Raw genomic sequence first — 331 nt, 5'->3', positions numbered from 1 at the left:
TACCATCGGCGCTGGAGGGCTTAACGGCCGTGTTCGGAATGGGAACGGGTGTGTCCCCTCCGCTATCGTCACCAGACGACGCACATGGATGTGCTAGTGCCTGCGTTGCGACGCACAGGAAGTGCTAGTGTCGACGTTGCCAACAGGACGTTGGCGCTTTTAGTCGACCGACAGGACGTCGCGCTTTTAGCAGGCCTTCCTTATGAGAGAAGCTTTCATGCTCCCTCAAAACTGAACAGCGAGTAGGCGTTGAGCAGCCAAAGCTCCGTAGAAAGGAGGTGATCCATCCGCACCTTCCGGTACGGATACCTTGTTACGACTTCACCCCAAT

The 331-nt window shown here is 56.2% G+C and carries 2 rRNA genes; both read right to left on the bottom strand.

The features are described 5' to 3' along the window. Positions 1 to 76: ribosomal RNA gene (rrf, locus tag FOI68_RS23090) — 5S ribosomal RNA — on the bottom strand; the annotation flags it as partial. 195 nt (positions 77 to 271) lie between these two features. Next, positions 272 to 331 (bottom strand): 16S ribosomal RNA (locus FOI68_RS23085); the annotation flags it as partial.

Source organism: Brevibacillus sp. LEMMJ03 (genome assembly GCF_007197875.1).
Lineage (GTDB): Bacteria > Bacillota > Bacilli > Brevibacillales > Brevibacillaceae > Brevibacillus > Brevibacillus thermoruber.
The sequence above is the reverse complement of the archived record's forward strand: the minus strand, read 5'-3'. Positions and strand labels throughout refer to the sequence as shown.